Here is a 26,860-nt window from a genome sequence, read left to right as displayed (position 1 = left end):
CGGGATCGGTGCGCCGACCGCCGGACCGGGCGGATGTCGCCAGGGGGACAGCGCGGTAAAGAGTCGGTACCGGATGGCGTGTCGGTGGCGGACAACCGCTACGGTCACCGGCGGACATTCGTGTACGGACGAGGAGGTTGGGGTGGCATTCCCTGAGGACGTGCTCACTTCGGACGAGCATGTCGTGGCGCACCTGCACCCACACTGGAAGGCGTTGATCCGGCCGGTCCTGGTGCTGGTCCTGGCCGTTGCCGCGGTGGTGGTCGGGTTCGTCCTCCTGCCGGCGGGCGGGGCGGGCGCGATCGCCGGCTGGGTGATCGCGGCGGCCGCGCTGGTGGCGGTGGTTCTGTTCAGCCTGTGGCCGTTCCTGGTGTGGCGGACCACGCACTACCTGTTCACCAACGAGCGGGTTCTGCTGCAGAAGGGCGTTTTCAACCGTGACCGGCGGGACATCCCGTTGAGCCGGATCAACGACCACTCCATGAACCAGCGGTTCCTCGAGCGGATGCTCGGCTGCGGCACGCTGACCATCGAGTCGGCCGGCGAGCGTGGGCAGTCCGTCCTGGCGGACATCCCCGGTGTGGAGAAGATCCAGACCACCCTGTACGAGCTCGTCGAGGCGAACCACGACAAGCACTCACTGGGCGACGGCGAAATGCGGGAGATCCTCGCCGACATGGCCGAGGGCAAGCCGCTGCGCGAGGAGCAGGCCAAGCCGGCCAAGTAGCTCTCGAACGGTTCCGCGCCGGTCCGGATCCCCGGGCCGGCGCGGTGGTGTTTTCCGCGCAGGTTGTTACTTCAGGGGGCAGGTGTCTCAGTGGAAGCGTCGACGGGCCGCGGTGTCCAGTTTCGTGGCCTTCAACTCCGCGACGAGCTGCTTGTCCAGTTCCACGTCGAGGGTCTCGGCGAGATCGGCCGGCAGCGGTGGGACCCGGCGCTGAGCCGGCCGCTTCGCCCCGTTCGGCGCCACCGTGTCGTTGCCGAACGGGGTCGCGGCACCGTCCAACGGGGTGGCGGCACCCTCGAGCGGGGCGCCGGGCCGACCGTTGACGCTGCTGCCACCGCTCTGCCGCTCGCCGTCGGGCCGTCGTGCCGCACGCTCGCCGTCCCGCCGTACCGCACGCTCGTCGGCGAACTCGGCGGTCGCCTCGGCAAGTTCGGCCACCGGGTCCAGTTCGGCGAGGACGTCGCCTTCCGGGCCGGACGTCGGCTTCGCCCCGGTCCGGTCGACCCTGTCCGGACTGCTGGGCGGCTTCCGGAACACGAAGGTGCGGTACGACCAGAACCGGAAGATGGTGGCCAGTCCCACCCCGACCGTCTTCGCGATGTTCAGGGCGAGCAGCCCGCTGAGGCCGAAGCCGTACTTGGCCAGCGCCAACACGCCCAGTTCGATGGCCAGGCCGGTCGCGTTGAACAGGAAGAACAGCGCGGTTTCCCGGTGCACCGCCGACTTGGGCCGGTCCCGGTAGGTCCAGTGCCGGTTCATCAGGTACGACGTGCAGGTGGCGACGATCGTGGCCACGACGTTCGCCTTCAATTGCCCATCGGCGAACACGGTGAGCGCCAGCGCGTTGAACACCGCGTAGTTGATGACGGCGTTCACACCTCCCACGGCGCCGAACTTCAGCGCCTCATGGAGGAATTTCTGCCAGCGTTCAGGCAATAGTCGGACGAAACGCATTCGCACACCTTAGGCCAGTAGGACGGGCCGGGCGCACCGACCGTACGCGGATGGGCTGCTGGTCACGGCCCCGGGTGACCCTTGAGCACCTCGGGAGCGTCGGACGCCGCCGGACCGACGAAGACGAACCGCCGGTAGGACCAGAACCGGAAGAAGGTGCCCAACGCGGCACCGACGAAGTTGCCCGCGATGTTGTCGGCGACCAGGGACTTGAAGACCCCCGGCCAGATGCTGCCCAGCCCGTAGTGGCTGACCGCCAGGCAGACCAGCCCGATGCCGAGACCGACCGCGTTGAAGAAGAAGTAGAGCGAGTACTCGCGGGCCATGCCCGAGCGTTCCCGGTGTCGCCAGGTCCAGAACCTGTTACCGACGAACGCCAGGGTCGCCGCGATGACGGTGGAGAACGTCTTCGCGGTCAGGGTCTCCCAGTCGAGACTCGCCTTGGCGTAGTTGAACAGGGCGAAGTCGACCGCGAAGGCGATCGCGCCCACCGTGCCGAACTTGCCCAACTCGTGGACGAGGTGTCCGAACCGATGCCAGAGCTGCTGGAGGAGGCCGCGACGGGTGCCCGGGGATGACGGGGGTTCGCCGGTCGCGGTCGGGGACACGGGTCGAGCGTACCGGTTCCCGACGATGCCCACGTCCCGCAAGCGGCGACTCGCGGGCGCCGCCGTCGCGACCGGACGGTCGGGGTGCGTGTGACCTGAGCGTCGAGGTGTGTCCCTCCGGCAACGGGTGAGGAGCCAGTGACGCGATGTCATCGCCGGGAAGATTTGCGTGAAACTGCGCGCGGCGGCGGGGAAAGAGGCGCCTTATCGCACGGGCGCCGGATCCTGTGCAGTTCTTCACAACCAGTCTCGCTGCCCTGAACGGCCGCTCGGTTTACGCTGACGGAAATCCCAGGCTTTCACCGGCGGCACCGTCGCCGGTCTGTTCGGCACCGCAAGCTCTGTAAACGGTCAGCGTCGACCAAAGGAGATATGCCATGGCCGCTCCGGCTACCATCCGGGGACTCGATCAAGCTCCGACCAGCCACTCCAAACTACTCGCCTGGGTCAAAGAGGTGGCCGAACTGACCAGTCCGGACCAGGTCGTCTGGGCCGACGGCTCGGAGGCGGAATGGCGTCGACTCACCGACGAACTGGTCGAGGCAGGCACCCTGGTACGACTCAACCCGGACCGTAAGCCCAACTCCTTCTGGGGACGTACCGATCCCTCCGATGTGGCCCGCGCCGAGGACCGTACGTTCATCTGCTCCGTCGACGAAGCCGACGCCGGCCCCACCAACAACTGGATGGCCCCGGCCGAGATGAAGCGCATCATGACCGACCTCTACCGGGGTTCGATGCGCGGGCGCACGATGTACGTCATTCCGTTCTGTATGGGGCCGCTGGAGGCGGAACAGCCCATGTTCGGGGTGGAGATCACCGACAGCGCGTACGTCGTCGCCTCCATGCACATCATGACCCGGATGGGTAGCAAGGTGCTGGAAGGAATGGGGAAGGACGCCGACTTCGTCCCCTGCCTGCACTCGGTCGGTGCCCCGCTGGAGCCGGGGCAGCAGGACGTCGCCTGGCCGTGCAACGACACCAAGTACATCTCGCACTTCCCCGAGACCCGGGAGATCTGGTCGTTCGGTTCCGGGTACGGCGGCAACTCGCTGCTCGGCAAGAAGTGCTACTCGCTGCGGATCGCCAGCGTGATGGCCCGCGACGAGGGCTGGCTCGCCGAGCACATGCTCATCATGAAGCTCACCTCGCCAGAGGGGCGGGTGCACTACGTCGCCGGCGCCTTCCCGTCCGCCTGCGGCAAGACCAACCTGGCGATGCTGGAGCCGACCCTGCCCGGCTGGAAGGTCGAGACGATCGGTGACGACATCGCCTGGATGCGGTTCGGCTCCGACGGCCGGCTCTATGCGGTCAACCCCGAGTACGGCCTCTTCGGCGTCGCCCCGGGCACCGGCTGGAAGACCAACGCGAACGCGATGCGGACCATCGACCGGGGCAATTCCCTGTTCACCAACGTGGGACTGACCGACGACGGCGACATCTGGTGGGAGGGGATGGGTGACCCGCCGGCCCACCTGATCGACTGGAAGGGTCGGGACTGGACGCCGGAGAGCGGCGAACTCTCCTCGCACGCCAACAGCCGGTTCTGCACCCCGCTGCTGCAGTGTCCGATCGTCGCCGACGAGTTCAACGACCCGAACGGTGTACCGATCGACGCGATCCTGTTCGGTGGGCGCCGTAAGGACACCATCCCGCTGATCACCGAGTCCCGGGACTGGGTGCACGGTGTCTACATGGGAGCGACCCTCTCCTCGGAGACCACCGCGGCGGCCTCCGGCGAGGTCGGTGTGGTGCGTCGGGACCCGATGGCGATGCTGCCGTTCATCGGCTACCACGCCGGCGACTACTTCCGGCACTGGATCGAGATGGGCAAGGGCGCCGACGGCGACGAGGCCAAACTGCCGAAGATCTACTACGTCAACTGGTTCCGGAAGAACGCCGACGGCGACTTCATCTGGCCCGGCTTCGGGGAGAACTCCCGGGTGCTCAAGTGGATCGTCGAACGGCTGGAGGGGCGGGCCGAGGCGGTGGAGACGCCGATCGGGTTCGTACCCGCCCCGGGCGCGCTCGACGTCGACGGTCTCGACATGAGCCCGGAGGACCTGCGGATCGCCACCCGGGTCGACGTCGAGGAGTGGCGCCAGGAGTTGCCCCGGATCACCGAGTGGTTCGACAAGTTCGGCGAGAAGCTGCCGGGCGTGCTCTGGGCCGAACTGGACGCGCTGCGGGCCCGCCTCGACGAGGAGGCCGCCCGCACCGCCCGGTAGCGGGGTGAGGCAGGGCACACCTACCTGACGGCCCGGTCCACCTGGTGTACGGGTGGACCGGGCCGGGCATCATCGACGGCATGACGACGGCCGCCGGAGAACCGCACCGGCGGCCGTACGCCGGCGCAGGACCAGACCGGCGGCCGTCCGCCGTCTGGGCCCTGACCTGGCTGCTCGTGGCGACCGCCGCGGCCACCGTCGTGGTCGACGTGCTCAACTGGTGGTACGCCCCGGAGCGCGGCTTCGGGCTCGCCGTCCGCAGCGGCTGGGCGCTGCTGCGGACGCTCGGGTTCCTCATCCTGATCCGGCACGTGCGGCGGGGACGGGCCGGTGCCCGCCCGTTCGGGCTGATTCTCGCGGTGACCACGATCTTCGCGGTGGGCCGGCTGGTCGTGCCCCGGGCCGGGGTGCCACCGCTGCCGGGGCTGCTCGGGTTCGCGATCCTCGCCGCGCTCTGCGTCGCCGTCGTCTGGCTGCTCTACCGCTCGCCCTCGATACGTGACCACCTCGTCCGGCATCCCCACCGGCTGGTCATCGACCGGCGGGGCGTCTCCTGGCAGGAGGCGGTCCCGCGCCGGCCACCGGTGACCGGCTGGCTGCTCACCGCCCGGGTCGCGGCGTTCACGTACAGCCCGTTGACGCTGGTGCCCGCTCTGGTGGCAATCGGCACGATCCTCGACGGGCGGCTGCTCGCCGCGCCTACCGTGGTGCTGTGGTTCGTCGTGGGCGTCGCGGTCAGCTACGCGGTGCTGTTCAGCAGCTTCTTCCTGCTCCGCGGCAAGCGGTGGGCGGGCGTGCTGCTGATGCTGGTCACCGTACTCGTGCTCGGGGTGAACCTGCCGATGTGCTGGCTGCTGCTCGGGGTGGACGGCCTGGTCCGGGACGGTACGCCACTGGTAGTCGCTGCGGCCATGACGCTGTACGGGCTGCGCCGGGCCGCCCGGGCCGCCGCGCAACCGGGCCGGTCCGGGCCGGTGCCGGATCCGGGGCGGGCCGCCCGGGACCCGGCCGGTCCGCCGGTGACCGTGCGTCCCGGATGAGGTGAGTGGGCGTGGAGACGGTCGACGTGGCGGTGGTCGGGGCCGGTCCGGCCGGGGCGAGCGCCGCGCTGGCCGCCCGCCGGCTCGGGGCGAGCGTGCTGCTGCTGGACCGGGCGGACTTTCCCCGGGACAAGGCGTGCGGGGACGGCATCGCGGCGCACGCGCTGGACGTACTCGCGGAACTGGGTGTGCCGGACGCGGTGGCCGGCTATCGGCCGGTGCCGGCGCTGCGGCTGGTCGCGCCGGGTGGCGGTCAGGTGGCGCGCCCGCTGCCCCGACCCGCGTACACGGTGCCCCGCCAGGTCTTCGACGCCCGGCTGGTGGCGGCGGCGCTGGCCGCCGGCGCGGAGCTGCGCCGGCATCCGGTGCGGCGGGTGGAGGTCCGGGACGAGCGGGTGGTGCTCGACGGGCTGGTGGCCGCCCGGGCGGTGGTCGGCGCCGACGGCGCCGGTTCGGTGGTCCGCCGGGCGCTCGGGCACGGCGTCAACCCGGCAGGGCACCTGGCGTTGGCCATCCGGGGCTACGCGCCGGCCGCCGCCGGGCCGGTCGAGCAGCGGATCGTCACCTCGGCCCGGCACTGGCCGGGCTACGCCTGGGTGTTCCCGATCGGGGACGGCCGGGCCAACATCGGGTACGGCGAGGTGCTCGCCGGTTGTCCGCTGCGCCGGGACCAGATGTTGGACCGGCTGGCCGCCCTGCTGCCCGAGATCGACACCGGCGCGGCGACCGGGATCCGGGCTCACCACCTGCCGTTGTCGACCCGCCGTCCGGTGCCGGGACGGGGCCGGATCGTCCTGGCGGGCGACGCTCTGTCCCTGATCAACCCGTTCACCGGCGAGGGGATCTTCTACGCGGTTCTCTCCGGTTCGCTGGCCGGGGCGGCCGCCGCAGGTTCGCCACACGTCGCGGCGGACCGGTACGCCGCCGCGCTGCGTCGACGGCTGGGCCGGCACCTGCGGCACAGTTCGGCGGTGGCCTGGCTGGCCCGGCGCCGGCCGGTGGTGGACACCGTGGTCCGGGCCGCCGACCGGGACGCCGAGGTCTTCCGGTCGCTGGTCGAACTGGGCCTCGGTGACGGGCGCTTGGACCTGCGGACATTGACCAGGATGGTCGCCGCCGTCCCAGCCGGGGTCAACCGGCACTTCCCTCGGCGGTTCTGATCGGTACGCTGCAGAGGATGAGTCTGCGCGACCTTATCTACTCGGTGTACGAGCGACGTCTGACGGCGAAGCTCGCCGGTAAGCCCGTACCGAGGCACGTCGGGGTGATGTGTGACGGCAACCGGCGGTGGGCCCGTGAGATGGGCTTCGTCGACCCGAACGACGGGCACCGGGTCGGCGCAGCCAAGATCAAGGAAGTGCTGGGCTGGTGTGACCAGGCCGGTATCGGGCACGTCACGTTGTATCTGCTCGCCACGGACAACCTGCGTCGGCCGGCCAGCGAGCTGGACCCGCTGGTCCAGATCATCGAGGATCTGGTCGTCGAGTTGGCCGAGGAGGGAAACCCCTGGCGGCTGCGGATGGTCGGCGCGCTCGACCTGCTGCCGGCGCAGACCGCGGCGGCGCTCAAGTCGGCCGAGGAACGGACCCGGGACCGGGTGGGTGGCGCCCAGGTCAACGCCGCCGTGGGGTACGGCGGCCGGCGGGAGATCGCCGACGCGGTCCGCTCGCTGCTCTGGGAGCACGCGGCGGCCGGCGGCACCATCGAGGAACTCGCCGAGGTCCTCGACGTGGAGCACATCGCGGAGCACCTCTACACCAAGGGACAGCCCGACCCTGACCTGGTCATCCGGACCAGTGGCGAGCAGCGGCTCTCCGGCTTCCTGCTCTGGCAGTCGGCGCACTCCGAGTTCTACTTCTGCGAGTTGAACTGGCCGGACTTCCGGCGCGTCGACTTCCTCCGGGCCCTGCGCTCGTACGCCAACCGGCAGCGCCGCTACGGCGCGTGACAGTCGCCCGGGCAGGGCAGCGGGAGCGCGTCACAGTCGCCCGGCCCGGCAGGGCAGCGGGAGCGCGTCACAGTCGCCCGGCCCGGCAGGGCACCGGCGGCGCCTGCCAGTCGCCGGCCCGGCAGGGCACCGGCGGCGCGCGACCGGCCGGCGCCGGTCAGGTGAGCCGGTGCAGGGCCTCGGTGAGGAAGTCGCCGAGCGCCTCCGGCGACTCGATGGTCAGGTCGGCGGCGGTGGAGACCTCGTCGCCGGTCTCCGGGTTGGCGACGGCGACGCAGACGCCGAAGAAGTCCGGGTCGGCGGCCTCGCGGGCGCGCAGCGCGGCGAACGCCTTGATGTCCGAGACGTCGTCGCCGAAGTACCACGCGCAGCTGGCGGAACGGACCGCCTCGCCGATCACCATTCCTTTGTCACGGTCGACCGGGGGCTTGAGCTCCAGCACCATCCGCCCGACCTGCAGCCGCAGGCCCAGCTGCTCGGCCTGTTGCCGGCCCCACCGCTCGACGACGTCGGCGAGGTGCGGCGCGGTCCGCCAGTGCAGGGCGACCGAGAGCCGTTTGTACTCCACCAGCGTGCCGTCCGGCAGCTCCGCGCGGGCCCGCTCGGAGAGTTCGGCCATGGTCGGCACCCAGGGCAGGGCGGCCTCCTCGGTGACCGTCTCACCGGAGGCGAGCAGGTGCTCCAGGCCGTAGAGCCCGTAGATGTCCACCCCTTCGACGCTGGCGAGCCGGTCGCGGAGGAACTCCACCGGCCGGGCCGAGACGATCGCCACCCGTCGTACCACCGAGGTGAGGGCGTTGATCGCCGCCAGGGCCTTCGGCGCCGGCTCCACCGCGGTCGGGTCGTCCCGTACCGGCGCGAGGGTGCCGTCGAAGTCGAAGAAGAGGACGCAGCCCTCGAGCCGGTCGGCAGTGGCCCGCCATGCCTGTTCAGCAGTCAGGGAACCGGTCGGGGACTGCCCCCCCGTGTTGATCGGCCGCACGGGCGTCAGCGTACCTCGACCGGTTGCCGCCGCAGACGTCGAAGCGAAAACCTTTCACCCCGGCGTTGCGGCGGCAACCGTGCGCCATGGCGACGGCCGGTCGTCCAGCGGCGACCGCTCGTCCGCCGGCTCAGTCGTCGCCGCTGATCATCGCCCGGCGTCCGCGTAGCCGGGGTCCGATCGGTACCACCGCCGGGTCCTGGGCCCGGCTCAGCAGGTATCCCTCGACAAATCCCGTGTTGTGGTCGCCCGCGTTGCGGTCCAGCTCGTTGAGCCGAGCGACGAGGAACTCGGTGAGCGCGGTGACCCGCGCGTTGAGCCGTTCGTGGAGATCCGCGACGACGGCCAGGACGGTCGCGGTCCCGGCGACGGTCAGGGCCAGGGCGTTCACCAGGAACGGTGCGGTGCTGCCGTCACGGACGGCGCCGACCACGACGTTCGTGGTCACACACAGGGTCAGGGACACCGACGCGACGACAACTGCCATCCATTTCAGGGTCATGGCTAGACCCCTCCTTCTGTCCCGCAGGGCTGGGTTCGGCCTTGTCCCGTCCCCCCGCCGACGACGAGCCCAAGCAGTACGAAGAGGGACGTTAGCGCCTGCGTTTGACTACCGGAGGTGGTTGGATGAGTGCCATGCGCGAAGTTGCGCCATTTGACTAACTACCCAGCTCGTTTGCCCGCTTTTCGGGCGTCCGTCGGCAAAGCGGGACGATAGGCTAGATAACGGATGGTCTCCCGGATGTGGAACTTCTCCGCGTCGGAGACGTTCGGATCGACCAGGCGACGGAGCAGTGCCTCGACGTCGGGATCCATCGGCGGGGCGCTCGGGGTGGGGCGCGCCGGGGCGTTGCGGTCCCAGCCGAGCACCCCGAAGGCCACCCCCGGGTCCAGTCCGAGGCCTTCGCAGAACGCGACGACCCGCTTCGCCTCGGGGTCGCTGGCCCACTCGCCGCGTACCCAGCGGTTGATGGTCTGGCGGGACACGCCGGTGCGGCGGGAGACCTCGGTGCCGGTCCAGGCGCGGGTGGCGCGGGCGTCGTCGAGTGCCTTGCGTACGAAGGCGGCGAAGGCAATCTTCCGTCCTTGACTGCGGTCCGGCACCCGTTGACGGTACGGCCAGCCGCCCTGTTTCGGGGGGTCAGGGGCCGAGGTGTACTGCGTGCGTGACAAAGGTTCACGTTCCCGTGGTGTCCTAGCACGGCTTGTGTCGAGGGGTATCACGTGGCCACAATAGGTGTACGTAGGTGTGGGGGTAATCAGACGAAGAGCTGATACTGTCACGCGTATGGGACGATTTACGGTGTGTCTCGTGCTTGAGACATTCTGTGTTCGCGAGGGTCACACCCTCGTGACAGGAGGAGTCCGGTGACCGAACTAGCAACCCGGGCCCAGGCATTCGGTCTGATCGCCGACGGCGTCGCCGCCGGTCTCAGCGCGCCCTGGCGGCTCTACCTCGCACGCGGCTGCCGTTATCTCTCCCTGAACGTGGGTGACCGGGCGGAGTGGAACTCGTGGCGGGCCCATCTCGGCTGTCCGGAGCTGAGTGTGCGGGTGTACGACGCCGGGGGTGAGATTCGCCGGGCCTCGGTTGCCGAGGTCGTGCTCGACGGCTGCCGGATCAGCGTCGAGTTGATCGAGGAGGTGAGCACCGACGATCTCGACCGGCTGCTCGTCTCCGACCCGACCTCCTTCGACGCGGAGGGGACATGAGGGAGCGGACCGGCCGACCGGACGGGATGGTCCACGACGGCGCCGGACACCACGAGGAGAGGCCGTGAGCGGGAGCGGAGTGGAAGCGCGGGGGGAAGGAGTCAGTAGCGGGGGCGGTCGACGGGTCGATCGGGGTCGGGGTGGGGTGACCGGATGAGTCCCTTCTTCGCGGTTTTCCTCATACTGCTGCTCGCGTCGTCCAGCTACGCCGTCGGGCGGCTGCACGGCCAACTCAGCTACCGGCTCGGTTACCGGTTCGGCTACCGGCAGGGGTACTTCGACGGTGACCGGGGCGCCTGGAACCGTCGACGTCGGGAGGCGCAGGCGGCCATCGCCTCGGTGTTGGCGGTGCCATCACCCACCACACCGCACAACGCCCACACCGTCGTAGGTCAGGGAACGACGTATACGGGCGCCTCTTTCGCGGGGACCGCGACCAACGGCGGACGGCACTCCACCGACGCCTTCGCCGGTCGGAATGTCTGACCGGTGCGCGGTGGGGTGAGCGGTCACCCGCGAGCACGGTGCGGGGTCCGGCACGGACCCGCACCGTCGGGATCACCTCAGACCGGTGACGGTGATCCCCGCCGGCCGGGATGTGCGCAGGGGGCATGCATCCCGGCCGGTCCCCCGGCCGGCCCGTGGCTTTGCCGCAGGCCCTAGCCCAAGCTGGCATTCTCCGGTTAGCGTCTAGGCATGGCGCGGGGTCGTCCCGGGCCAGCCGGCCGGCCCGGACCTTGCGCGACCATGCACGCCACGGGGCCCGCATCCGACCCCGTGTCTCCGGGCACCGGACGAGGCGGATCGCGGGTGGACGGGTGCACGCCCGCCGGAGCAGGCCTGTGACGACTCGCCGTACCAATCCTCGGGCCGACAACCAGAGCGTGACCGCCGCCGAGAAGACCCCGGGCCGGGCCCGGGGCGGGCGCCGGACCAGGACCACCCCGCCGGCCGACACCGCGGAGCCCGGACCAGCCGGCCGGGCGTACGTCCTGGACACCTCGGTCCTGTTGTCCGACCCCGGAGCCTTCCACCGGTTCGCCGAACACGAGGTGGTCGTGCCGCTGGTGGTGATCACCGAACTGGAGGGGAAGCGTCATCATCCGGAACTGGGCTGGTTCGCCCGGCAGTCCCTGCGGCTCCTCGACGACCTGCGGGTCCGGTACGGGCGGCTGGACCAGCCGGTGCCGGCCAACGAGTCGGGCGGCACGCTACGGGTCGAACTGAACCACAGCGACGACGGTGTACTGCCGCCCGGGTTCCGTACCGACTCCAACGACGCGCGGATCCTCTCGGTCGCGCTCAACCTGGCCGCGGAGGGCCGGGAGGTCACCCTGGTCAGCAAGGACATGCCGCTGCGGGTGAAGGCGGCCTCCGTCGGGCTGACCGCCGACGAGTACCGGCACGGCCAGGCCAGCGACCCGACCTGGACCGGGATGGCCGAGCTGGAGTTGGCCGAGGAGCAGGTCAACCAGCTCTACGAGGATGTCTCGCTCGACCTGGACGAGGCGGCCGGCCTGCCCTGCCACACCGGACTGGTGCTGCACTCGCCGCGTGGCTCCGCGCTGGCCCGGGTGCTGCCCGACAAGACCGTACGACTGGTCCGCGGTGACCGGGAGGCGTTCGGGCTGCGCGGTCGGTCGGCCGAGCAGCGGATCGCGCTCGACCTCCTGCTCGACGAGTCGATCGGCATCGTCTCGCTCGGCGGCCGGGCCGGGACCGGCAAGTCGGCGCTCGCGCTCTGCGCCGGCCTGGAGGCCGTGATGGAGCGCCGCCGGCACAAGAAGGTCGTCGTCTTCCGACCGCTGTACGCGGTGGGCGGCCAGGAGTTGGGATACCTGCCCGGCTCGGAGGCGGAGAAGATGTCGCCCTGGGCGCAGGCGGTCTTCGACACCCTCGGCGCGGTGGTCCACGAGAACGTGGTGGACGAGGTGCTGTCCCGGGGAATGCTCGAGGTGCTGCCGTTGACCCACATCCGGGGCCGGAGCCTGCACGACGCGTTCGTGATCGTCGACGAGGCGCAGTCGCTGGAACGCGGGGTGCTGCTCACCGTGCTGTCCCGGGTCGGCCAGGGCTCCCGGGTGGTGCTCACCCACGACGTGGCGCAGCGCGACAACCTGCGGGTCGGACGACACGACGGGGTCACCGCGGTGATCGAGGCGTTGAAGGGCCATCCGATCTTCGCGCACGTCACGCTGACCCGTTCGGAGCGGTCCCCGATCGCCGAGGTGGTCACGGATCTGTTGGAGGAGGTGCCGCTGTAGGCGGCGCTCCCCAGGTGGTTCGTCCGGATCAACGGCGATTCGTGGCGTGACCCAGGTCACATATTTCTCCTCTGCTTTCCCGGCAGCCTCACCTTGCGCAATGGTGTCCCTCGAGCGTCCAGAGCCGGCGGGGATCGTCGACGATCGTCTTCCCCGCCGTCCACGGCGCCGACGGCCGCCGGTCGATCGGGGCCACGACCGGGTCAGGTCGGGGCGCTCGCGGCGTGACCAGGGCAGACCCGGATCGGGTTCCGGTGCGCCGTGTCCTTGCCCCCGACGAAGGGAACACTTTGTGAGTCGGCTGTGGAGCCGGTTCGGTGTCCGGGGACTTGCCGTCGCGTTGCTCCTCGGGGGCGTCGGTGGCGGTTACTACCTCGGCGAAGACCGGGAAGCGCAGCAGCGGAGCATCGACGCCCAGTCGGCCTACGACGCACAACAGGCCGAGTGGGAGCTGATCCGCCAGCGGCGCGCGGCACACCTGCTGGCCACCCTCGACCAGCGGGCCGCCGAGCGGGAGGCCGCGCGCAAGGCCGCCGAGGTCGCCGAGGACGCGGCCGAGCGCGCCGAGCGGGCGGACGAGGCGGTGAGCCGTAAACGGGAACGCGAGCGGCGGGAGCGGGAGGAGGCGGAGGCGGCGATCAAGCCGTACGACGGCCCCATCCCGGACTCGTGCAACGAGTACAGCGGTCACCGGGCGACCGGCTGCGCGCTGCTGCTCGACGCGGGCTTCGAACTCTCCGAGATGCCCTGCCTGGACAAGCTCTGGACCAAGGAGAGCGGCTGGAACCCGAAGGCCGCGAACCCCTCCGGGGCGTACGGGATTCCGCAGGCCAGGCCGGGGGACAAGATGTCCAGCGTCGCCTCCGACTGGAAGACCAACCCGGCGACCCAGATCAAGTGGGGACTCGGCTACATCAAGGGTCGCTACAGCACCCCCTGCGGTGCCTGGGGACACTCCCAGGCCGAGGGTTGGTACTAGAAGCACAGGGGCCTTCCCGAGGGGGCGCGGACCGGTTGGTCCGCGCCCCCCTCGGCACTGGTGTCGGCTCGGTGATGCCGGCTCAGGTGGCGGTGAGCCTCCGGAGCTGATAGCAACGTGAGGGTGACGTTCGACCCGTACTCCCGGGGTAACGACCCCCACCGGTTCGGCACCGAGGCGTTCTACGCCTCGCTGGGCCGGGCCTTCGTAGCCATGTGCGCCGTCGTACCGGTGCTCTTCGCGATCGAGGCACTCGACGTCTGGCTGCAGGCGGGGCTCGACGCCAACGCCGGGATCATCCCCCGGCACATCGAGGGACTCGACGGGGTCTTCTTCAGTCCCTTCCTGCACCACGGCTGGGACCACCTCTACAGCAACAGCGTGCCGCTGATCCTGCTCGGCACCTTCGTGCTGGCCGCCGGGTCACGGCGGTTCATCTACTCCACACTCGTGATCATCTTCGTCAGCGGTCTCGGCGTCTGGTTCACCGGTTCGCCGCAGTCGATCGTGGTGGGCGCGAGTGGTGTCGTCTTCGGCTACCTCGGCCTGCTCTTCATGCGCGGCATCGTCGAACGGAGCTGGTGGAACCTCGGGGTGGTCGTCCTGGTCGGCCTGCTCTACGGCTGGCAACTGCTGGGGGTGCTGCCGACCGACGAGCTGATCTCCTGGCAGGGGCATCTCTTCGGACTGCTCGGCGGCATGATCGCCGCGGTGCTGTTCCGTCGGCGCCAACCGCGCGACGACGACCCGTACCGGTCGGAGTCGAGTATGACGCTGCCCTGACGGGCTCGTACCGGAAAGGCTTTTCCGGTCCGGTCCACCGGTGGTGGGACGACTATTGCCCCCATCCCGTCGGCCGCCTACGGTCAACGGCAGCAAGCCCGTGATCAGGCCATCGGCGGAGAGCGACGGTGAGCGGTACATGCGCGAGGTTGACGTCGCGATAATCGGGGCTGGTCCCACCGGACTCTTCGCCGCGTACTACGCGGGATTCCGGGGGCTCTCCGTCGCGGTCATCGACGTACTGCCGGAGCCCGGCGGACAGGTGACCGCGATGTACCCGGAGAAGATGATCTACGACATCGCCGGGTTCCCCTCGATCAAGGGTCGCGACCTGGTGGCCAACCTCGTCACCCAGGCCGCCACCTTCAATCCCGAGTACCTGCTCGGGGTCCGCGCCGAAAAGCTCTCCTACCTGGACAGCCGACCGGTGCTCAGCCTCGCCGGCGGCGACGTGCTGCGGTGCGGCGCGATCATCGTCACCGCCGGCCTCGGCAGTTTCACCCCACGGCCACTGCCGGCGGCCGAGAACTTCGTCGGCGGCGGCATCGTCTTCTTCGTGCCGCAGCTGGCCGAACTCGCCGGGCAGGACGTCCTGATCGTCGGCGGGGGCGACTCGGCGTTCGACTGGGCGTTGGCGCTGCAGCCGCTGGCCAGGTCGGTCACCCTGGTGCACCGCCGGGAGAAGTTCCGGGCCCACGCGGCCACCGTCGACCGGGTCCGGGAACTGCCGGTACGGATCATCGTCAACGCCGAGGTGACGAGGCTGCACGGCGACGGCGCGGTGACCGGGGCGGACATCCTGGTGAAGGGTGGCGAGTCGGAGACCGTGCCGGTCGACACCGTGGTGGCGGCGCTCGGCTTCACCGCCGACCTGGGACCGCTCACCGAGTGGGGTCTGGCGCTCGACAAGCGGCACATCCTGGTCGACAGCACCATGGTCACCAACCTGCCGCGGGTCTTCGCAGCCGGCGACATCACCGAGTACCCGGGCAAGGTCCGGCTGATCGCCACCGGTTTCGGCGAGGCCGCGACGGCGGTCAACAACGCCGCGGTGGTGATCAATCCGGCGGCCCACCTCTTCCCCGGTCACTCCTCCGACGCGGGCTGACCGGGTGCCGTGGGGCCTGACCCCGGCTGGTCGGGCAGGCCGGCGAGGTCGGCCATCAGCCGCATCTGGTGGTCGAAGTACGGCGTCCGGTCCTCGATCACCTGCGCCAGTCGTCCGAACACCTCGAAGTTGACCAGGCCGAAGAGTTGGCTCCAGCCGGCCAGCCCCCGACCGAGTTGCTCGACCGAGAGCGGCCGGTCGGCGGTGGTGTCGCCGGGACCGGCCGCGTCGAGGTCGGGTCGTTCCCGGATCAGCCGGTCCAGGTCGGCGCGGACCGCCGGCGGGGGTTCCGCTGCGGCGGGCGGGGCGAGCCGACCGGCGGCGGCACCGTCGATCAGTACCTGGATCAGGGCGAGGACCACCCGCTGGGCCGGGCCCACCGTCTCGGCCGGCGCCGCGTAACCGGGCACCGGGCTGCCGTACAGCAGTGCGTACTCGGCGGGGTGGGCCAGCCCCCAGCTCCGTACGGCGTGGCTGATGGCCAGCCATCGACCGCGCAGGTCGTCCCGGGGGCGTGTCGCGTCGGCCGCCTCGGCGGCGTCGCCGAGCGCCTGGTACGCCTCGACGATCAGCGCGGTGAGCAGGGAGTCCCGGCTCGGGAAGTACCGGTAGATGGCGGACGAGACCATGCCGAGCTCCCGGGCGACGGCCCGGAGCGAGAGGTTGCCGCCATCGGTGGCGAGCTGCCGCCGGGCGACGGCCTTGATCTCCTCGATCAGTTCGGCGCGTACCCGGGCCCGGATCGACGGTGCGGACATGCGTCCAGCCTGCCACATCGGACGGATGGGAGGGAGAGCGCCGTTCGGGTGGAAGAGCGGCAGACGTGACGAGGATCGCCAGTCAGAAATGAGAGCAGTGCTCTTGACGACGAGGTGATCACGGAGAATCCTCTCATCCGAGAGCGCTGCTCTCGGATCGGATTGCCGGACTTCAGGAGTGGCGGAGATGGATCTCCAGGTAATCGTCGGTGCGGGTCCGGTCGGCCGGGCCACCGCGCGACTGCTCGCCGACCGGGGCGACCGGGTACGGATCATCAGTCGGCGGGGCGGCGGACCCGACCACCCCGGCATCGAACGGGTCGCCGCCGACGCCGGCGACCCGAACCGGCTCGTCGAGGTGACCGCCGGGGCGGCAGTGGTCTACAACTGCGTCAACCCGGCGTACCACCGCTGGGCGACCGACTGGCCGCCGATCGCCGCGAGCCTGCTGACCGCCGCCGAACGGCACGGCGCCGTCCTCGCCACGGTCAGCAACCTGTACGGCTACGGTCCGGTGGACGCCCCGATGACCGAGCAGACGCCGATCCGCCCCGCCGGGGTGAAGGGGCAGGTCCGGGCGCGGATGTGGCAGGACGCGCAGGCCGCACACCAGGCGGGCCGGATCCGGACGACCGAGGTGCGCGGCTCCGACTACCTCGGTGCGGACGCGCAGACCATCTTCACCCGGCTTGTGGTGCCGAAGGTGCTGGCCGGCCGTCAGGCGCTCGTACCGGCGGACCTGGACGCCCCGCACAGTTGGACGTACGTCGGGGACGTCGCCCGTACCCTGGTCGCCGTCGCGACCGACGAGCGGGCCTGGGGTCGGGCCTGGCACGTACCCAGTCAACCGCCGGAGTCGATCCGCGGACTCGCCGACCGGCTCGTCGAGCTGGCCGGGGTACGACCTGCCCGGCTGGCCACCATGCCGGCGCCGGTGTTGTGGCTCGGCGGTCTCTTCGACCCGACGGTACGGGAACTGCGGGAGACCGCGTACCAGTTCCGCCGGCCGTTCGTGCTCGACTCCTCGGCGGCGACCGCGGCCTTCGGGATCGAACCGACGCCGCTGGCGACCGCGCTCCGGGAGACCGCCGGACTGCCGCCGGTGACCGGCGACTGACCGACGGGACCGTGCCCTGTGCCGCCCACCGGTCCGGTCGGTCGCGACCGGACCGGGGGCCGGGTGACCGGCTACTCCTGTTCGGCGATCGGGCGGCCGTCGAAGTCGACGGCGGAATAGAGCGCCAGCTTCTCCAGCCGGTGGTAGGAGTCGATCACCCGGATGGTGCCGCTCTTGGACCGCATCACGATCGACTGGGTGTACGCCCCGCCGGCCCGGTAGCGGACCCCGCGCAACAGGTCCCCGGAGGTGATGCCGGTGGCGACGAAGAAGCAGTTGTCGCCGGTCACCAGGTCGTCGGTGCCGAGCACCCGGTCCAGGTCGTGACCGGCGGCGAGCGCCTTCTCCCGCTCCTCGTCGTCACGCGGCCAGAGCTTGGCCTGCATGGCCCCACCCATGCACTTGAGCGCACAGGCAGAGGTGATCCCCTCCGGGGTGCCGCCGATCCCCATCAACACGTCGACGTCCGACTCACCCCGGGCGGCGGCGATCGCGCCGGCGATGTCACCGTCGCTGATGAACCGGATCCCCGCGCCGGCCCGCCGGATCTCCTCGACCAGCCCGGCGTGTCGGGGCCGGTCCAGTACGCAGACCACCACCTCGGAGACACTGGCGTTCTTGACCTTGGCGATCCGGCGCAGGTTCTCCGCCACCCCGGCGTTGATGTCGATCACATCCGCGTAGACCGGCCCGACCGCGAGCTTCTCCATGTAGAAGACGGCGCTCGGGTCGAACATCGCCCCCCGCTCGGCGACCGCGAGCACGGCGAGCGCGTTCGGCATGCCCTTCGACATCAACGTGGTCCCGTCGATCGGGTCCACCGCGACGTCGACCTCCGGCCCGGAGCCGTCGCCGACCTGCTCCCCGTTGAACAACATCGGGGCGTTGTCCTTCTCACCCTCGCCGATCACCACCACCCCGCGCATCGGGATCGAGTTGATCAGCTTGCGCATGGCGTCGACGGCCGCGCCGTCCCCACCCTCCTTGTCGCCCCGGCCGACCCACCGGCCCGCCGCCATTGCCGCCGCCTCGGTCACCCGGACCAGATCAAGCGCCAGGTTGCGGTCGAGATTCTGTGGTACCCGGGTCCTGCTGTTGGTCATGTCGGCTCCTCCTCGCGACACTGCGGGGTGGCCCGGCACCGCGCGGCGTCCCGCCCCGCGGCCGGCTTTGTCAGGGATACTGACACGCTGGTCAACGTAACGCCGTTCGAGGGCTGGTGGCCCGGATCCCGGTAACCGGTGGAGCTGCCAAGATAGGTGGGTGGACACCACTGAGGCCGCCGGCCGTACCCCGGATGACCGCCTGACCGACGAGCCCGGCGGCCGGGTCGGCGCGCCACCGGCCGCGGACGCCGCCGCCCCGGACGGATCCGGGGCCGACGAGCGGCAGGTCGTCTCGACCGCGATCCGGTCACAGCGGTCGACGAAGGACATCGTCATCTCGCTGCTCGTGCTGCTCGTACCGATCGCCCTGTTGATCGGGCTCGGCCGGGTCTTCCTCGGCGCGGACACCCCGACCCAGGTCGACCCGGCGCCCACCGTCCAGCAGGCCCGGGCCGCCAACCTCTTCCCGGTCGGCGGGGTGACCGGGCTGGACGACGACTGGCGTACGGTCACCGCCGACTTCCGGCGCGGCGACACCGGCGCGACGCTGCGGATCGGCTACCTGACCCCCGGCGACGACGGGGTGCAGCTGGTGCAGAGCAGTGTGCCGGCCGAGCAGCTGCTGCCGGCCGAACTGACCCGGACCGGCCAGCCACAGGGTGCGGTCGAGATCGGCGGCCGCAGCTGGCAGCGGTACTCGGCCCGTGCCGGTGAGCTGGCGTTGGTGCTGCTCGAACCGGCGCGGACGGTGATCATCGTCGGCCCGGCGCCCGAGGACGAACTACGTGAACTGGCCGCCTCCCTGACATAGCCCGCAGAAAAGCGGGCCTGCTGGTCAGGCTGCCGGGCCCCGGCGGTTGCTCAGGCCGACGGGGTCTGCCGGGCCTGGCGGGCGGCGTCGATCCGTTGCCGGGCGCCGTCGAGCCACCCCTGGCAGACCTCGGCCAGGCGCTCGCCCCGCTCCCACAGCGCCAGCGACTCCTCCAACGAGGTGCCACCCGCCTCCAGCCGTTCGACCACCGAGGCCAACTCGGCCCGGGCCTGTTCGTAGCTGAGTCCCTCGGCCGGTGCGCCGGCGCGCTTCTCCGCATCAGTCATGATGCTGCCATTCCAACACGGTGCCGGGTCGGAACCGTCGGCGGATCACCGTCGTACGGTCGCGGACAGTTCACCCTCGGCGAGGCGTACCCGGAGCGGGTCGTCGGCGGCGACCTCGTCCGGTGCCCGCACCACGTGCCCGTCGGCGCGCTGCACGATCGCGTACCCGCGCTGCAGGGTCGCGGCCGGCGACAGGGCACGCAGCCGGGCGAGGGTGTGCCGCAGCTCGTCGCTCGCCGTACCCAGCCGGTGCACCACACACCGGCCGGCGCGGTCCCGCAGCGCCGTCACGTCGGCGGCCCGCTGGTCGAGCATCACCTGCGGGCGGGCCAGCGCCGGGCGGGACCGCCACGCGTCCAGCCGGTGCCGCTCCCGGTCGATCATGCCGACGACCGCCCGGTCGAGCCGGTCGCGGGCCAGCCGGATCAGCCGGACCTCCTCGCCGAGGTCCGGGACGATCCGCTTCGCGGCGTCGGTGGGGGTGGAGGCCCGCAGGTCGGCGACGTAGTCGACAAGCGGGGTGTCGGTCTCGTGGCCGATCGCGCTGACCACCGGCGTACGGCATCCGAAAACCGCCCGGCACAGCGCCTCGTCGGAGAACGGGAGCAGGTCCTCGACACTGCCGCCGCCCCGGGCCAGCACGATGACGTCGATCTCCGGATCCGCGTCGAGCACCCGGAGCGCGTCGATGATCTGCGGCACCGCCGTCGGGCCCTGCACCGCCACGTTCACCGTACGGAACTGGACGGCAGGCCAGCGTCGCTGGGCGTTGGTCAGTACGTCCCGTTCCGCCGCCGACGCCCGGCCGGTGATCAGACCGATCCGGCCCGGCAGGAAGGGCGGACGGCGCTTGCGGGCCCGGTCGAACAGCCCCTCGGCGGCAAGCAGCTTCTTGAGCTTCTCCAGCCGGGCCAGCAGCTCCCCGAGGCCGACCTGCCGGATCTCGTCGGCGCGCAGGCTCAGCGTGCCCCGGGCGGCGTAGAACTCCGGCTTGGCGTGCAGCAGCACCCGGGCCCCCTCGGCCAGCTCCGGGGCACCGGCGTCCACCACGTCCCGGTTGGTGGTGACGGTCAGACTGAGATCGGCCGACGGGTCCCGCAGGGTGAGGAAGACGGTGGTCGCGCCGGGCCGCCGGCTGATCTGGGCCACCTGGCCGTCGACCCAGACCCAGCCGAGCTTGCCGATCCAGGCGCTCAGCTTCTGACTGACCACCCGGACCGGCCAGGGCTCTTCGGGCGTACTGCGGGGGGCGCCGGAGTCGGTCATCCGATCAGCGTACGGCGGCACCGGACCCCACCCGGTCCGGCGGTGCTGGCGGCGGGCGGATCCGACGGCGGCCCGTAGACTGGGCGGGTGACCGAGGCTCAGGCGACACCCCAGACCGGTAAGCGGGTCCTGCTGGCCAAGCCCCGTGGCTACTGCGCCGGCGTCGATCGTGCGGTGCAGACCGTGGAGGAGGCGTTGAAGCTCTACGGGGCGCCGATCTACGTCCGCAAGCAGATCGTGCACAACAAGCACGTGGTCTCCACCCTGGAACGGCAGGGCGCCATCTTCGTCGAGGAGAACGAGGAGGTGCCGGAGGGGTCGATCGTGATCTTCTCCGCCCACGGGGTGGCGCCGGAGGTCTACGAGCAGGCGAAGGCGCGGTCGCTGCGGGCCATCGACGCCACCTGTCCACTGGTGACCAAGGTGCATCACGAGGCCCGCCGGTTCGCCGCCGAGGATTACGACATTCTGCTCATCGGGCACGAGGGGCACGAAGAGGTGATCGGCACCGCGGGGGAGGCGCCGGCCCACATCCAGCTCGTCGACGGTCCGGAGGACGCCGACAAGGTGACCGTACGGGACCCGTCGAAGGTGGTCTGGCTCTCCCAGACGACCCTCTCGGTGGACGAGACCATGGAGACCGTGGCCCGGCTCAAGCGCCGGCTCCCGCTGCTGCAGTCCCCGCCGAGCGACGACATCTGCTACGCGACCCAGAACCGCCAGCACGTGGTCAAGGAGATCGCGGCCGAGTGTGACGTGGTGCTTGTCGTCGGCTCCCGCAACTCCTCCAACTCGGTACGTCTCGTCGAGGTGGCGGTGGACGCGGGTGCCCGGGCCGGTCACCTGATCGACTACGCGTCGGAGATCAGCGACGAGTGGCTGGCCGGGGCCGGCACGGTGGGGCTGACCTCGGGGGCGAGCGTGCCGGACGAGCTGGTCCGGGAGGTGCTCGACCACCTGGCCGCGCGGGGCTTCACCGACGTCACCGAGGTGACCACCGCCGACGAGCGGCTCACCTTCTCCCTGCCGCAGGAGCTCAAGCGGGACATGAAGGCCGCCCTGGCGGCCGGGTCGGCGAACGGGAACGGGCGGGGTGTCGTACCCGTCTGACCGACCATGAAGACGATGCGGATCGCCGCCGCTGTCCTGGCCGTCGGCCTGACCCTGACGGCCTGTGACGGGTCGAGCCCGTCGACCGAACCGGAGGGAGCGCCCATGACGTCGTCCGCCCAGCCGGACCCGACCGGCTCCGCCGCTCCGACCGGTCCGGCTCCCGGGCCGACCGGTTCCGCCGCTCCGACCGGAGTGCCGCCGACCGGTCCGACCCGGGGAGCGCCACCGTCGCCCGGGTCGGAGCTGACCCTGACCGGTGTGGTCCGGGAAGGTGTGGAACGCGGCTGCTACCTGCTCGACAACTACCTGCTCGTCGGCGGGCCGCGTGACGTGATCACCGCGGGCGGTCGGGTGACGGTGACCGGTCGGGTCCAGACCGATCTGATGACCACCTGCCAGCAGGGTGTGCCGTTCCGGGTGGAGACCGCGACCCGCGGCTGAGTTCTCCGCCGCCCGTCCGTCGACCCGTTGTCGACAACCGTCCGGTGGGCTGCCCGCCCCGGGCGTCGGCGTCGTATGCGACGAGTGCCGGGTCGCTACTCCCGGACGGCTCCCGGCTCCGACCTCGGTGCCGCGACGGCGGGACGCGGGACCGGCGGGTCGAGCAGCTCCGGGGCCTGCGGCTGTCGGGGGGCGGTCTCGACCTGCGGCGGGGTCGGCAGCTCGTCGTCGGCCACGCCCAGCTCGGCCAGTTTGCGGGCGCTGACCAGCACCCGCGCCTCCAGCGAACCGACCGCCCGGTTGTACGCGGTCACCGCGCCGCCGAGCGCGCCACCGAGCTTCGACACGTGGTCGCCGAGGGTGCCGAGCCGGCCGTACAGCTCCCGGGCCAGGGTGTGTACGGCCACCGCGTTGCGGGCCAGCGCCTCCTGCCGCCAGGAGTAGGCGACCGTACGCAGCAGCGCGACCAGGGTGGCCGGGGTGGCCAGCACCACGTTGCGGGCGAAGGCGTGCTCGAGCAGTGTCGGGTCCCGCTGCAACGCGACGTCGAGGAACGGGTCGGCGGGCACGAAGAGCACCACGAACTCGGGGGACTGTTCGAACGCCGCCCAGTAGGACTTCGCGGCCAGCGCGTCGACGTGCGCCCGCAGGTGCCGGGCGTGGTTGTCCAGTTGCCGGTCCCGTCCCGCCTCGTCCCGGGCCTCCATCGCGGTCAGGTACGCCTCGAACGGCGCCTTGGCGTCGACCACCACCGTTCGGCCACCGTGCAGGCGTACCACCAGGTCGGGGCGTACCCCCTGGTGGTCGGTGGCGGCGGTGACCTGCTCGGAGAAGTCGCAGTGTTCCAGCATGCCGGCGGCCTCGACGACCCGGCGCAGCTGGTGTTCGCCCCACCGGCCCCGGACCTGGGGGGCGCGCAGTGCCGCCACCAGCTGTTTGGTCTCGGTGCGCAGTTCGCCGGAGACGCTGGTCATCGCGCGGACCTGTTCGCGCAGTTCGGCGTAGGCGTCGACCCGGTCACGTTCCAGTTCGGCGACCCGCTGCTCGTAGCGTCGCAGGGTCTCGTGCAGCGGTGCGACGGCCCGGGCCACCGCCTCCTGGGACTGCGCGGTCGCCTCGTAGGAGAGCGCGCGCATCGACTGCTCCAGTCGCCCCTCGCCGTCCCGGGCGGCCCGCAGGGTCGCGTCGAGTCGGGCGATCTCGGCGCTCGACCGGGCGGTCGCGGCGAGCCAGCCGACCGCCCCGCCGGCGACGAGGCAGACCAGCACCACGGCCACCGTCGTCAGCTCCACGTGACGAAGCATGCCAAACGGGTACGACCGCCGCTCGCCGTCCTCGGCAGGTGGGCTGGTGGCCGCGCGTGGGTACCGTTGAATCATGAGCAGGTTCATCTGGTTTCTGCTGCTGCTGGTCCTGCTGGTCGGCGGCCTCCTCTGGTGGCGGCAGCAGAGCGCGGCCCGACAGGCCCGGGAGCTGGCCGACGCGCGGGCCGAGGCGAGCCGCTGGTACGAGCGGCTGGGCGGGCAGCTGATGAACCTGCACGGTGACGCGCCGGCGGTCCGGCAGGCCCTCGCCGACGCGGGGGAGCGTTACACCGCGGCCGGCAGTCAGCTCGAACAGGCCCGCAGCACCCGGCAGTACGAGCTGGCCCGGGAGACCGCGTTGGAAGGGTTGGCCTATGTCCGGGCGGCCCGGGTCGCACTCGGCCTCGACCCCGGCCCCGACCTGCCGCCGCTGGCCGCCGCCCAAGGCGCCGGGGCGCTCACCAAGCCGCGTGAGGTGCAGGTCCAGGGCGAGACCTTCCGGGCCGGGCCGCAGCCCGGCGCCGCCACCCCCTACTACTACCCGGGTGGGCGGTGGCAGGGCCGGCCGGTGCCGGCCGGCTGGTACTCCACGCCCTGGTGGAAGACCGGTCTGGCGGCCGGCGCCGGGGTGCTGGGCGGCATGTTGATCGCCGACGCGCTCTTCTCACCCGCCTTCGCCGACCCCGGGTACGGCTTCGACGCCGGCTACCAGGAGGGCTTCTCCGACGGCGCGGACTTCGGCGGCGACTATGCCGGCGGTGATCTCGGTGGTGGCGGTGACTTCGGCGGTGGCGATTTCGGTGGTGGTGACTTCGGCGGCGGCGACTTCTGACCGGTGGCGGCGTCCTTGGCCCGGGTGACGCTCTCCCCGGGGTGACGCTCCGCCCGGCGTACTGCCGCCAGCGGGACGGGCGAAACGGCGGCTAACCGGCGGGCGGATGGTAGGGCTGGCGGGATGGTCCGGACCGGTGGCGGGCGGCAGAGTCGACAACTGTGAGTGTTGAGGTGGAGACGGTGGCGGTGGGCCGGCCGGGTACGGCCGCCCGGTGGTTGGGCAGCCTGGCCGTGGCGGGCCTTGCGGTCGCGGTGATGACCGCCACCGCGCAGGCGGTCGGCCGGTTCCACTGGTGGGCCGGCTTTGTCCTGGTCCCCGGGGCGTTGATCGCGGCGACCGGCGGGCCGCTGCTGTTCCGTACCGGTGGGCGGGCGTTTGTCGGCTACCTGCTGGCCTGTGTCGGCAGCCTCGTCTTCGCGGTCGGCGGGCTGCTGATGCTCGGACTGATGGGCCAGGGCTGGCCGTTCATGATCACGTTGCCGGCGTTGGCGGTCGCCGGTACCTATCTCTGGCGGTCGAACGATCCACTGCCGAGGGCCTTCCACCGGACCATCGCGATGCTGGCACTGGTCACCGCCGCGCTCGGCGTCACCTTCCTGCTGCTGGTCAACGACGTACTCGGCTTCGGGGCGCGCGGCTGGTGGGGCGGTTTCATCATGGCCGCCGGCGTGGTCATCCTCGGCAACGGGCTGGAACTGCTCCGGCACCGGATCGCCTACCGGGCCCAGGCGGTGACGTTGGCCATCGGCCCGGCGGTGATCGCCCTGCTGCTCGGCCTGCGTTTCCTGCGCGACTGGCCGTTCTACTTCTGAGTCCTCTACTTCTGAGCCCGCTTGACGGGGCACCGGCTAAGCGGGGGCCGGGCTCGCCTCAGCACTCCTCGCCCGCGCGTACCACCCCCGCCTCGTATGCGAACACCACGGCCTGGACCCGGTCCCGCAGGCCGAGCTTGCCGAGGACCCGACCGACGTGGGTCTTGACGGTCGCCTCGGCAACGCTGAGCCGCTCGGCTATCTCGGCGTTGGAGTGACCCCGGGCCACCTCGACCAGTACCTCCCGTTCCCGGTCGGTCAGCCGGTGCAGCCGCTCGTCGACCGGTGACCGTCCGGTCGACGGATCGGGCAGGTACCCGGCGAACGCGTCGATCAACCGGCGGGTCACCTTGCGGTGCGACCACCGCGTCGCCGGCCGCGACCGCCCGGATCCCGCTGAGCAGGTCGACTGGGGGCACGTCCTTGAGCAGGAAGCCGCTGGCGCCGACGCGTAGCGCGGCGAAGACGTACTCGTCCAGGTTGAACGTGGTGAGCACGAGAACGCGGGCCGGGGAGCCCGATTCGACGATTCGCCGGGTGGCCTCGATACCGTCCAGCACCGGCATCCGTACGTCCATCAGTACCACGTCCGGGCGGTGCGTACGGGTCATCGAGACGCCCTGTTCGCCGACCGCCGCGAGGTTGGTTTCGGCGGCGTCGGCCGTACGCCTCAGGTCGTACGTCGTCCGGCTGGCGGCTACCAGGTCAGGCCGTGGCCGTACGGGTCCCGGACGGCGACCACGATCACCGGCCGCCCGGCGGCAACCGAGGCGTCGATCCGGGACTCGGTCAGTTCGCCGTCGGCGACCGCGGCCAGCCGTCGGTTGTCGGTCAGAGCCTGTCGGCCACCTTCCGGGCCAGTTCGGCGTACCTGTCCTGTGGGATCAGCGCCGGCCCACTGAGGACGGCCATCCGCAGCTCCTTCTCGTACGGCTCGACGAACGCCAACACCCGAACGTTGTCCTTGGTGTAGGCGACCGCGTCGGCGCCCACCGAGTCGACCCGGGTGGTCTCGGCGTTGCTGCCCTCGGCCACCGCGTCGATCGTCTCGGTCGCGGTGTCGGCGCGGTCGGGATAGGCGATGGTGACGAGGGAGAGAACCTCACGGCCGTCGTTCTCGTACAGGCAGCTGTAACGCTTGGGGTCCGCCTCCGTGTCCGTGGAGTCCCGGGCCTCCAGTTCGGTGCCCTTCGAGCTGCCGAGGATCTTGACCACCACACTGGCGGACAGCAGATCGCAGGCCGAGGTGACCGTCTTGACCCTGGCCGGCGGACGGGCCGTCGCGGCGCTCGACTCGGGAGCCTGCCACACGGCGCCACCCGAGGCGCCGGCCCCGGTGTCACCGCCACAGCCGCCAAAGGCGAGCGCCGCCGCCGGGGCGGCGATGAGCGCGACAGATCGGCGTGCCTTCGTGAAAGGGAGCACGTGGGGATTCTCCTCATCGGTTTCTGGTGGAAATTCTCGATCTCTCGTGGAAATTGTCGGATCGGTCGGCGGCGGCATTGTTGCCTCCGGTGGCTGAGCCCGCCGAGCGAGTTTCTGCTGGCAGGGTGTCCGGCCCGACGGGTCAAGACAAGCAGAGTCACGATATTCCTGTCCAATACGCGATTCCCGTTTGGCGATATCCGAACGCGTATAGGTGCGCCGGTCGACGCGGATCGGCAGTCTGTGGAGGC

General features: G+C 71.1%; 27 protein-coding genes and 2 pseudogenes. 17 read left to right on the top strand and 12 right to left on the bottom strand.

Features of this window, described 5'->3' with window-relative positions:
• Nucleotides 1-142: 142 nt before the first annotated feature.
• Nucleotides 143-727 carry a PH domain-containing protein gene (locus ABGB05_RS10200; protein WP_347652969.1) on the top strand — a complete coding sequence of 195 codons (585 nt, stop codon included), beginning with the start codon at nucleotides 143-145 and terminating at the stop codon, nucleotides 725-727.
• Between the two features lie 408 nt (nucleotides 728-1,135).
• Here the strand turns inward: ABGB05_RS10200 and ABGB05_RS10195 are convergent.
• Nucleotides 1,136-1,681 (bottom strand): annotated as a pseudogene (locus ABGB05_RS10195) (GtrA family protein); the annotation flags it as partial.
• A 62-nt stretch (nucleotides 1,682-1,743) separates the two neighbouring features.
• Nucleotides 1,744-2,289, bottom strand: a complete 546-nt coding sequence (locus ABGB05_RS10190; protein ID WP_347652968.1) for a GtrA family protein — start codon at nucleotides 2,287-2,289, stop codon at nucleotides 1,744-1,746.
• Nucleotides 2,290-2,666: 377 nt separating this feature from the next.
• Between ABGB05_RS10190 and ABGB05_RS10185 the strand changes: the two genes are divergently transcribed.
• The 4 genes from ABGB05_RS10185 to ABGB05_RS10170 all read left to right on the top strand — a co-directional run bounded on the left by ABGB05_RS10185 (nucleotide 2,667) and on the right by ABGB05_RS10170 (nucleotide 7,505).
• Nucleotides 2,667-4,517, top strand: a complete 1,851-nt coding sequence (locus tag ABGB05_RS10185; RefSeq protein WP_347652967.1) for a phosphoenolpyruvate carboxykinase (GTP) — start codon at nucleotides 2,667-2,669, stop codon at nucleotides 4,515-4,517.
• Nucleotides 4,518-4,597: 80 nt separating this feature from the next.
• Entirely contained in the window at nucleotides 4,598-5,557 is a 960-nt protein-coding gene (locus tag ABGB05_RS10180) for a hypothetical protein (RefSeq protein WP_347652966.1), read from the top strand.
• A gap of 11 nt (nucleotides 5,558-5,568) precedes the next feature.
• A complete protein-coding gene (locus ABGB05_RS10175; RefSeq protein WP_347652965.1) occupies nucleotides 5,569-6,717 on the top strand; it encodes a geranylgeranyl reductase family protein in 1,149 nt (382 codons plus the stop codon).
• Nucleotides 6,718-6,734: 17 nt separating this feature from the next.
• Entirely contained in the window at nucleotides 6,735-7,505 is a 771-nt protein-coding gene (locus tag ABGB05_RS10170) for an isoprenyl transferase (RefSeq protein WP_347652964.1), read from the top strand.
• Nucleotides 7,506-7,662: 157 nt separating this feature from the next.
• On the opposite strand, the gene otsB is transcribed toward ABGB05_RS10170, so the two are convergent.
• From otsB to ABGB05_RS10155, 3 genes are all read right to left on the bottom strand, one after another.
• The gene (gene otsB, locus ABGB05_RS10165; protein WP_347652963.1) at nucleotides 7,663-8,487 is read right to left on the bottom strand and encodes a trehalose-phosphatase; all 825 of its coding nucleotides are present in this window, start codon (nucleotides 8,485-8,487) and stop codon (nucleotides 7,663-7,665) included.
• Nucleotides 8,488-8,617: 130 nt separating this feature from the next.
• Nucleotides 8,618-8,989, bottom strand: a complete 372-nt coding sequence (locus tag ABGB05_RS10160) for a hypothetical protein (protein ID WP_347652962.1) — start codon at nucleotides 8,987-8,989, stop codon at nucleotides 8,618-8,620.
• A 161-nt stretch (nucleotides 8,990-9,150) separates the two neighbouring features.
• Nucleotides 9,151-9,591, bottom strand: a complete 441-nt coding sequence (locus ABGB05_RS10155; protein ID WP_347652961.1) for an XRE family transcriptional regulator — start codon at nucleotides 9,589-9,591, stop codon at nucleotides 9,151-9,153.
• Nucleotides 9,592-9,855: 264 nt separating this feature from the next.
• Here ABGB05_RS10155 and ABGB05_RS10150 point away from each other — a divergent pair, with 264 nt between their 5' ends.
• The 6 genes from ABGB05_RS10150 to ABGB05_RS10125 all read left to right on the top strand — a co-directional run bounded on the left by ABGB05_RS10150 (nucleotide 9,856) and on the right by ABGB05_RS10125 (nucleotide 15,334).
• Complete coding sequence (locus ABGB05_RS10150) at nucleotides 9,856-10,200, top strand: hypothetical protein (RefSeq protein ID WP_347652960.1); 345 nt, start codon at nucleotides 9,856-9,858, stop codon at nucleotides 10,198-10,200.
• A gap of 153 nt (nucleotides 10,201-10,353) precedes the next feature.
• A complete protein-coding gene (locus tag ABGB05_RS10145; RefSeq protein WP_331212082.1) occupies nucleotides 10,354-10,686 on the top strand; it encodes a hypothetical protein in 333 nt (110 codons plus the stop codon).
• 506 nt (nucleotides 10,687-11,192) lie between these two features.
• Entirely contained in the window at nucleotides 11,193-12,464 is a 1,272-nt protein-coding gene (locus tag ABGB05_RS10140; protein WP_347653073.1) for a PhoH family protein, read from the top strand.
• A 292-nt stretch (nucleotides 12,465-12,756) separates the two neighbouring features.
• Entirely contained in the window at nucleotides 12,757-13,443 is a 687-nt protein-coding gene (locus ABGB05_RS10135; RefSeq protein WP_347652959.1) for a transglycosylase SLT domain-containing protein, read from the top strand.
• A gap of 123 nt (nucleotides 13,444-13,566) precedes the next feature.
• On the top strand, nucleotides 13,567-14,226 hold the full coding sequence (locus ABGB05_RS10130) for a rhomboid family intramembrane serine protease (protein WP_347652958.1): 660 nt from the start codon (nucleotides 13,567-13,569) through the stop codon (nucleotides 14,224-14,226).
• A 139-nt stretch (nucleotides 14,227-14,365) separates the two neighbouring features.
• The gene (locus ABGB05_RS10125) at nucleotides 14,366-15,334 is read left to right on the top strand and encodes an NAD(P)/FAD-dependent oxidoreductase (protein ID WP_347652957.1); all 969 of its coding nucleotides are present in this window, start codon (nucleotides 14,366-14,368) and stop codon (nucleotides 15,332-15,334) included.
• Here ABGB05_RS10125 and ABGB05_RS10120 read toward each other — a convergent pair.
• On the bottom strand, nucleotides 15,313-16,092 hold the full coding sequence (locus tag ABGB05_RS10120) for a TetR/AcrR family transcriptional regulator (RefSeq protein WP_347652956.1): 780 nt from the start codon (nucleotides 16,090-16,092) through the stop codon (nucleotides 15,313-15,315). The two genes, ABGB05_RS10125 and ABGB05_RS10120, sit on opposite strands and share 22 nt — an antisense overlap.
• A 187-nt stretch (nucleotides 16,093-16,279) precedes the next feature.
• Between ABGB05_RS10120 and ABGB05_RS10115 the strand changes: the two genes are divergently transcribed.
• Nucleotides 16,280-17,209: an NAD-dependent epimerase/dehydratase family protein gene (locus ABGB05_RS10115; RefSeq protein ID WP_347652955.1), complete on the top strand. Its 930-nt coding sequence runs from the start codon at nucleotides 16,280-16,282 to the stop codon at nucleotides 17,207-17,209.
• A 71-nt stretch (nucleotides 17,210-17,280) separates the two neighbouring features.
• Here the strand turns inward: ABGB05_RS10115 and glpX are convergent, their stop codons facing one another.
• Nucleotides 17,281-18,312, bottom strand: a complete 1,032-nt coding sequence (gene glpX, locus ABGB05_RS10110; protein ID WP_347652954.1) for a class II fructose-bisphosphatase — start codon at nucleotides 18,310-18,312, stop codon at nucleotides 17,281-17,283.
• Between the two features lie 160 nt (nucleotides 18,313-18,472).
• On the opposite strand from glpX, the gene ABGB05_RS10105 reads away from it, so the two are divergent.
• Entirely contained in the window at nucleotides 18,473-19,126 is a 654-nt protein-coding gene (locus ABGB05_RS10105; protein ID WP_347652953.1) for a DUF4245 domain-containing protein, read from the top strand.
• A 50-nt stretch (nucleotides 19,127-19,176) separates the two neighbouring features.
• Here the strand turns inward: ABGB05_RS10105 and ABGB05_RS10100 are convergent, their stop codons facing one another.
• Nucleotides 19,177-19,413 (bottom strand): exodeoxyribonuclease VII small subunit, encoded by a 237-nt coding sequence (locus tag ABGB05_RS10100; RefSeq protein WP_347652952.1) that lies wholly within the window; start codon nucleotides 19,411-19,413, stop codon nucleotides 19,177-19,179.
• Nucleotides 19,414-19,458: 45 nt separating this feature from the next.
• Entirely contained in the window at nucleotides 19,459-20,679 is a 1,221-nt protein-coding gene (gene xseA / locus ABGB05_RS10095; RefSeq protein ID WP_347652951.1) for an exodeoxyribonuclease VII large subunit, read from the bottom strand.
• 87 nt (nucleotides 20,680-20,766) lie between these two features.
• Here xseA and ABGB05_RS10090 point away from each other — a divergent pair, with 87 nt between their 5' ends.
• Complete coding sequence (locus ABGB05_RS10090; protein WP_347652950.1) at nucleotides 20,767-21,789, top strand: 4-hydroxy-3-methylbut-2-enyl diphosphate reductase; 1,023 nt, start codon at nucleotides 20,767-20,769, stop codon at nucleotides 21,787-21,789.
• 6 nt (nucleotides 21,790-21,795) lie between these two features.
• Entirely contained in the window at nucleotides 21,796-22,233 is a 438-nt protein-coding gene (locus ABGB05_RS10085) for a hypothetical protein (protein WP_347652949.1), read from the top strand.
• A gap of 95 nt (nucleotides 22,234-22,328) precedes the next feature.
• On the opposite strand, the gene ABGB05_RS10080 is transcribed toward ABGB05_RS10085, so the two are convergent.
• Nucleotides 22,329-23,537 (bottom strand): DNA recombination protein RmuC, encoded by a 1,209-nt coding sequence (locus ABGB05_RS10080; RefSeq protein WP_347652948.1) that lies wholly within the window; start codon nucleotides 23,535-23,537, stop codon nucleotides 22,329-22,331.
• A 73-nt stretch (nucleotides 23,538-23,610) separates the two neighbouring features.
• Here ABGB05_RS10080 and ABGB05_RS10075 point away from each other — a divergent pair, with 73 nt between their 5' ends.
• Entirely contained in the window at nucleotides 23,611-24,369 is a 759-nt protein-coding gene (locus ABGB05_RS10075) for a hypothetical protein (protein ID WP_347652947.1), read from the top strand.
• 161 nt (nucleotides 24,370-24,530) lie between these two features.
• Nucleotides 24,531-25,184, top strand: a complete 654-nt coding sequence (locus tag ABGB05_RS10070) for a hypothetical protein (protein WP_347652946.1) — start codon at nucleotides 24,531-24,533, stop codon at nucleotides 25,182-25,184.
• 58 nt (nucleotides 25,185-25,242) lie between these two features.
• On the opposite strand, the pseudogene ABGB05_RS10065 reads toward ABGB05_RS10070, so the two are convergent.
• Together ABGB05_RS10065 and ABGB05_RS10060 are read right to left on the bottom strand one after the other, a co-directional pair.
• A pseudogene (locus ABGB05_RS10065) lies at nucleotides 25,243-25,783 on the bottom strand (response regulator transcription factor); the annotation flags it as partial.
• A 232-nt stretch (nucleotides 25,784-26,015) separates the two neighbouring features.
• Nucleotides 26,016-26,609, bottom strand: a complete 594-nt coding sequence (locus ABGB05_RS10060) for a hypothetical protein (protein ID WP_347652945.1) — start codon at nucleotides 26,607-26,609, stop codon at nucleotides 26,016-26,018.
• Nucleotides 26,610-26,860: the final 251 nt, after the last annotated feature.

It is taken from the genome of Plantactinospora sp. B5E13, from assembly GCF_039871775.1.
Lineage (GTDB): Bacteria > Actinomycetota > Actinomycetes > Mycobacteriales > Micromonosporaceae > Plantactinospora.
This window is presented reverse-complemented; position numbering and strand designations above follow the sequence as displayed.